Consider the following 6,581-nt stretch of genomic DNA (forward strand, 5'->3'; position numbering starts at 1 on the left):
GCGTGACGGAAGAGACGACCACGGGCGTGCACCGCCTGAAGGAAATGTCCGCCAAGGGCACGCTGCTGTTCCGCGCCATCAACGTGAACGACTCGGTCACCAAGAGCAAGTTCGACAACCTCTACGGCTGCCGCGAATCGCTGGTCGACGGCATCAAGCGCGCGACCGACGTGATGGTCGCCGGCAAGATCGCCGTCGTGGCCGGCTACGGCGACGTGGGCAAGGGCTCGGCACAGGCGCTGCGTGCGCTGTCCGCTCAAGTCTGGGTGACCGAAATCGACCCGATCTGCGCGCTGCAGGCGGCGATGGAAGGCTACCGCGTCGTGACGATGGAATACGCCCAGGACAAGGCCGACATCTTCGTGACGACGACGGGCAACAAGAACGTCATCCGCCACGAGCACATGGTCGCGATGAAGAACAACGCCATCGTCAGCAACATCGGCCACTTCGACAACGAGATCGAAGTCGCGGCGCTGGAGCAGTACGAGTGGGAAGAGATCAAGCCCCAGGTCGACCACGTGATCTTCCCGGACGGCAAGCGGATCATCCTGCTGGCCAAGGGCCGCCTGGTGAACCTGGGCTGCGGCACGGGCCACCCGAGCTATGTGATGAGCAGCTCGTTCGCGAACCAGACCATCGCCCAGATCGAGTTGTTCGCCCACCGCGACAACTACGCCGTCGGCCAGGTCTACGTGCTGCCCAAGCACCTCGACGAGAAGGTCGCGCGCCTGCAGCTGACCACGCTGAACGCGCAGCTGACCGAGCTGACCGAAGAGCGGGCCGCCTACATCGGCGTCAGCAAGACCGGCCCGTACAAGCCGGACGCCTACCGGTATTGATCCGTCGATGCGCGCAGACCAGCTCCTCGTCGCCCAGGGCCTGACACCGACCCGTTCGGTGGCCCAGCGCCTCATCAGCAACGGCGCCGCCGAGTGGGCATCTCCCACCGGCTGGGCCGCGCTGAAGAAGGCCGGCGAGGACCTGCCCGAGACGGCGCAGCTGCGCGTCACCGACGACGCGGAGCTGCGCTACGTGTCGCGCGGCGGGCTCAAGCTGGAAGGCGCGCTGAAGCACACGGGTTTCGACGTCAGCACCCACACGGTGCTCGACGTCGGCCAGAGCACCGGTGGCTTCACCGACTGCCTGCTGGCGCGCGGCGCACGCCATGTCGTCGGCATCGACGTGGGCCACAGCCAGCTGCACCCGCGCCTGCAGGCCGACGAGCGCGTGTCGGCACTGGAAGGCGTGCACGTGCGCGAACTGGGCGTGCTGCGCCAGCACGCGCCAACGGGCGGCTTCACGCTCATCGTTGGCGACCTGAGCTTCATCTCCATGGTGGGCAGCCTGCCCGAGCTGCTGCCCTGGCTGGAGTCGCACGGCCAGTTGCTGGTGTTGATCAAGCCGCAGTTCGAGCTGGGCCCGAAGGCGTTGGACAAGCGCGGTCTCGTCAAGGATGAGGCCGACTACCCGCGCCTGGAAGGCCGCGTGCGCCTGGCCTGCACGGCCCTTGGCCTGAAGGTGCTGGACTATTTCGACAGCCCCATCACCGGCGGTGATGGCAATCGCGAATTCTTTTTGTGGGCCTCCCGATGAGCACCCCTGTCAGTTTCGAATTCTTCCCCCCCAACACGCCGGTCGGCGTCGAGAAACTCAAGACCGTCGTGCAGGAGCTGGGCGCCCTCAAGCCCCAGTACTTCAGCGTCACCTACGGCGCTGGCGGCTCCACGCGCGACAAGACGCTGAACGCGGTGATGGACATTGCCGGCGCCGGCTTCAACGCCGCGCCGCATCTCAGCTGTGTCGGTTCGACCCGCGAGAACATCGCCGAGATCCTGGCCACCTACCGCACGCAGGACATCCACCGCGTGGTGGCGCTGCGCGGCGACCTGCCCAGCGGCACAGCCACGGCGGGCGAGTTCCGCTACGCGTCCGAACTGGTCAGCTTCATCCGCGAGACCCAAGGCAAGGACTGGCACATCGAGGTGGCCGCCTACCCAGAGACACACCCCCAGCAGCGTTATGCCGCGCGCGACCTGCAACACTTTGCCGACAAGATGAACGCCGGTGCCGACGGCGCCATCACGCAGTTCTTCTTCAACCCCGACGCCTACTTCCACTTCGTGGACGAGGCGCGCCGCCTGGGCGTCACCCAGCCCATCGTGCCGGGCATCATGCCCTTCCACAACTATGGCCGCATCGCCCAGTTCGCGCAGCGCGACAGCATCGAGATCCCGCGCTGGGTGCAGATGAAGATGGAAGGCTTCATGGACGACGCCGCCAGCATCCGCGCCTTCGGCCTGGACGTGGTGGCCAAGCTCTGTGAACGCCTGATTGCCGGCGGCGCACCGGGCGTGCACTTCTACACGCTCAACCAATCGACGTTGACGCTGGAGCTCTGCCGCCGGCTGGCGCTGGGCCGCTGAACACCGCGCGGCCGGGCGCCAAATATTCGGGGGTCATTTCCGCACCCCCGAAGGGAATCCGCGCCCGTCGGAAGCGGGCTGATGCAGAGTGTTGAAAAGTTCACAGTTTGTCCCCGCAGCTGCGGGGGTAAATGGCGTCGGGGTAAACGCGTAGCCACTTAGAGTGACTCCGTATACCAACCCACAGGAATTCATGTTGTCTCCCGCTCGCCGAGTCCTCCGTCCCGCCCCTGCCGTTCGCCTGTTGGCAGGCGTGCTTTTGTTTGCCAGCGTGAGCGCGCAAGCGGTGCCGCTGACTGCCACCGAAATCATCCAGAACTTCAATGTCGTCACGCTGGGCGATTTCGCCATGGCGTCGGACGGCACCTCCCACGTCGAGGGCCTGACCTTCGTGGGCGGCAGCCTCACCGGCCCGTCCACCTCCTGGGCCTACGGCGAGCCCAACCAGCACAACGTCGCCAGCTACGCCGGCTTCGCCGGCCTGACCGTGCTGGGCAACGCCAGCAAGGTGCGCGTGCAGGGCGGCGCCACCGTTCTCGGCAGCTTCTCCAACTCGGAAGTCCAGAACGGCAATACCGTGGCCGGATCGATGGCCAACGTGAACATCAACGGCGGCGGTCAGTCCTATGCGCTGGACACCGGGCTCGGCAACTGGACCGCTGCGGCGGCACAGGAACGCAAGGCCACGGCCCTGGGCACCGACTTCAGTGCCCTGTTGCATGGCGCGTCCGGCGCGTTCAAGTCGCTGGCCGACACGGGCAGCACGGTGGCCAACAACGGCTTCGGCAAATTGACGTTCACGGCCGTGGCTGGCAGCGACGGCGTCGCGGTGTTCAACCTGGCGGGCCTGTCGGGCTTGCTGACGTCGGCGGGCGAATTCGATTTCGTGCTGGGTGCCGGCGTGGATTCGGTGGTGCTCAACAGCGACCTGGCCATCGGCACGCTGCACGCGAACTTCCTGGGCGGATCGGCCATCAACGCCGGCAGCAAGCTGCTCTGGAACTTCTACGACGCCAGCAACATCACCATCACCGCGCAGTTCGGCGGCTCCATCCTGGCGCCTGATGCCGTCATCAGCAACCCGGGCAGCAGCGCCAATCTGGAAGGCGGCATCTTCGTCAACAGCATCGTCCAGGGCAGCGAAATCCATCAGCGCGGCTACGTGGGCGGCGTGCCGGCCGTCACGGCCGTGCCGGAACCCGAAAGCTGGCTGATGCTGGCGGCCGGCCTTCTGGTCATGGGCTACCTGCGGCTGCGTCAGCGCCAGGCCCGCTGAACGGCCCGCCCCCACCCGGGCACTTCAAGGGGCGCGTCAGCGCCCCTTTTTGCATCACTGCGCGGCTCGCATGCCGCCTGCGCCCCTCCTGGGCAAAACCATGACTTCCGCTCATGTAAATGAGCGCTTTACGTGAGCGGGCGTACCGCCTCACCCAGCAGAATGCGCGGCCATGAGCCGCCCCCTTCTCGCGCTGGCCGGGTTGTGTGCCTGCGCGATGAGCGCAGCCCAGACGCCCGCCCCCGTCCCGCTCCCTCCTGCCGCCGTAGCCGCCAGCGCTCCCGCTGCGGCGGCCAGCGGTGCCGGCAACCGCCTGGACCGTGTCGAGGTCAGCAGCGGCCCCACGGCCAACAGCCGGCGCCGCAACAGCACCGCCAGCAAGATCGTCATTGAGCGCGAGGACCTAGAGAAGTACGGCGATGTCGTGCTGGGTGACGTGCTGCGCCGCCTGCCGGGCGTCACGCTGGGCGGCGGCCGCCCGGGCCGCGGCGGCGACATCCGCATGCGCGGCATGGGCGGCGGCGCCACGCAGATCCTCATCGACGAGGAACGCCCGCCGCCGGGCTTCGCCGTGGAAGAGCTGCCGCCCGACCAGATCGAGCGCATCGAGATCTACCGCGCGCCCACCGCCGCCACCGGCACGCGGGCCATTGCCGGCACGATCAACATCGTGCTGCGCGAGCCGCTGCAGAAGTCCAACCACGAGGTGCGCATGGGGGTGGGCTGGGACCGCAATCAACCCCAGATCGACGCCAGCTGGACGCGCAACCTGAAGTGGGGCGGCCCCAACGGCGACGAGTTCGTGGGCGCCATCTCCACCAATGGTGCGGTCCGTCGCTTCTTCAACAACGTCGACTCGGGCAACCGCATCACCGATGCGGAGACCGGCGAGGTCACCGAACAGAACACGCAGATCGGCACCAGCGAGAACCAGAACAAGAGCCTCAACGGCAATGCCCGGCTGCGCTGGAAGTACAGCGACACGCTGACCTTCAACCTCACGCCGTCATTCTTCCTCTCGCAGAACGAGGGCAGCAGCCAGTACAACTCCGAGGGCACGCGCTTTCGCGACGTTCACAGCGAGAACGACGCCAAGAACCACAACCTGCGCCTGAACATGTCGGCCGACTACCGGCCCCGCGTGGGCGAGAGCTTCACCCTCCGCCTGGGCACCGGCACCTCCAAGAACACCAGAAACAGCGATCGCCGTGACACGCAGGCCATAGCCGGCGTCACCTCCGAGCGCGCGCAGCAGGACCACAACTCGGTCGAGGAAGACCAGACCAGCCTCAACGGCCGCTGGAGCCTGAAGACGGCGCAGGAGCACCAGTGGGTCACCGGCGTCGAGGCCGAGCGCAGCCAGCGCACGCAAGTCGTCGACACGCTGGTCAACGGCGCCGTGCTGCCGGGCCTCGTGCGCTTCGGCAACACGCTGGGGACGCGCAACGAGCGCTTCGCCGCGTTCACGCAGGACGAGTGGAGCCCGAGCAAGCAGTGGGCGTTCTACGCCGGCCTGCGCTACGAGCGCATCGAGACCACGGCGGCCGCCACCGGTGCGCTGCCCGAGACGCGCAATGTGTCGCAGGTCACCTCGCCGCTGTTCCACATCCTGTGGAAGCCCGAGGCCTTCCCGAAAGACCAGGTGCGCCTGGCGCTGACGCGCAGCTACCGCGCGCCCAGCCTCAACGACCTGGTCGCCCGCCCCAGCATCAACACCACCTATCCCGACGGTGCCAACTACCAGACCCAGGCCGACCGCGCCGGCAACCCCGACCTCAAGCCCGAACTGGCCACCGGCGTCGACCTCAGCCTGGAGCACTGGCTACCCACCGGCGGCATCATTTCCGCCAGCGCCTTTCTGCGCGACATCAGCGGCCTGATCCGCAGAGAGGTGATGCTGGAGACCGTGAGCTGGGACAGCTCGCAGCGCTGGGTCAGCCGCCCGCGCAACATGGGCAGTGCCCGCGCCACGGGGCTGGAGTTCGAGTTCAAGGCCCGCATGGACGAACTCTGGGAAGAAGCGCCAGCCGCGCTGCAGATGATGCTGCTGCGCTTCAACTTCGCCGTATTCAAGAGCGCCGTGCAGGGCATTCCAGGCAACAACCGCATCGACCAGCAACCGCGCGGCAGCCTCAATTTTGGGCTGGACCACCGCTGGAAGGCGTTGGGCCAAAACTTCGGCAGCGGCTTCAACTTCAACTACGTGCCCGCCACCAACGTGCAGCAGACCGAGACGCTGCGGCGCGAGGAGACCGCCCGCCGCCAGTTCGACGCCTACCTGTCCTGGGCCAGCGGCGCCGTGCGCGACGGCATCAATTGGCGCCTGTCGATGGCCAACCTGCTGCCGCGCGACGCCGAGAGCAGCTCCGAGGGCATCAGCACCAACAGCGTCACGCAGCGCGAGTACCTGACCGAAAGCTGGTCACGCAACAAGACCTTCCGCGTGATCTCGCTGCGCGCGGACATGCGGTTCTGATGTGCCCCTCGTCCAGCGAGTACGCTGGCCGGTCCCCCGAGGGGACGGCGATGCTTGCGGCGTTGAGCCCCAAGCACATCGCCTTGGCGGGCCGGCTTGGGAGCGGCCCGGCGCTCGGCCCGAAGAGAATGCGTGCGACATGACGACACGCCGCATCCTCTTCTTCTGCATGGGCAACATCTGCCGCAGCCCCACCGCCGAGGGCGTCATGCGCGCCAAGCTGGCGGCCGCAGGGCTGGACATCGAGGTGGACTCCGCCGGCACCCATGGCTATCACATCGGCGCGCCGCCCGACCCACGCAGCCAGCAGCATGCCGCACGACGCGGCTATGAACTGGGCGCGCTGCGTGCCCGCCAACTCGTCGCGGCAGACTTCATGCACTTCGACCTCGTGCTGGCAATG

Annotated in this window: 6 protein-coding genes; all 6 read left to right on the forward strand. The window is 67.3% G+C overall.

Going from position 1 to position 6,581, the window contains the following annotated elements:
- Window positions 1–842: adenosylhomocysteinase (locus ABIS05_RS08140; RefSeq protein WP_348010983.1), on the forward strand; the 842-nt coding region annotated here is incomplete at its 5' end.
- 7 nt (window positions 843–849) lie between these two features.
- A complete protein-coding gene (locus ABIS05_RS08145) occupies window positions 850–1,596 on the forward strand; it encodes a TlyA family RNA methyltransferase (protein ID WP_348010984.1) in 747 nt (248 codons plus the stop codon).
- A complete protein-coding gene (metF, locus tag ABIS05_RS08150) occupies window positions 1,593–2,426 on the forward strand; it encodes a methylenetetrahydrofolate reductase [NAD(P)H] (protein WP_348010985.1) in 834 nt (277 codons plus the stop codon). The genes ABIS05_RS08145 and metF overlap by 4 nt, the downstream gene beginning before the upstream one ends.
- 271 nt (window positions 2,427–2,697) lie before the next feature.
- Window positions 2,698–3,702, forward strand: a complete 1,005-nt coding sequence (locus tag ABIS05_RS08155) for a collagen-binding domain-containing protein (protein WP_348010986.1) — start codon at window positions 2,698–2,700, stop codon at window positions 3,700–3,702.
- Window positions 3,703–3,874: 172 nt separating this feature from the next.
- Window positions 3,875–6,178 carry a TonB-dependent receptor domain-containing protein gene (locus tag ABIS05_RS08160; RefSeq protein WP_348010987.1) on the forward strand — a complete coding sequence of 768 codons (2,304 nt, stop codon included), beginning with the start codon at window positions 3,875–3,877 and terminating at the stop codon, window positions 6,176–6,178.
- 139 nt (window positions 6,179–6,317) lie between these two features.
- Window positions 6,318–6,581: low molecular weight protein-tyrosine-phosphatase (locus tag ABIS05_RS08165; RefSeq protein WP_348010988.1), on the forward strand; the 264-nt coding region annotated here is incomplete at its 3' end.

Origin of the sequence: Roseateles sp. (assembly GCF_039929605.1) — a bacterium.
Classification (GTDB): Bacteria; Pseudomonadota; Gammaproteobacteria; order Burkholderiales; family Burkholderiaceae_C; genus Pelomonas.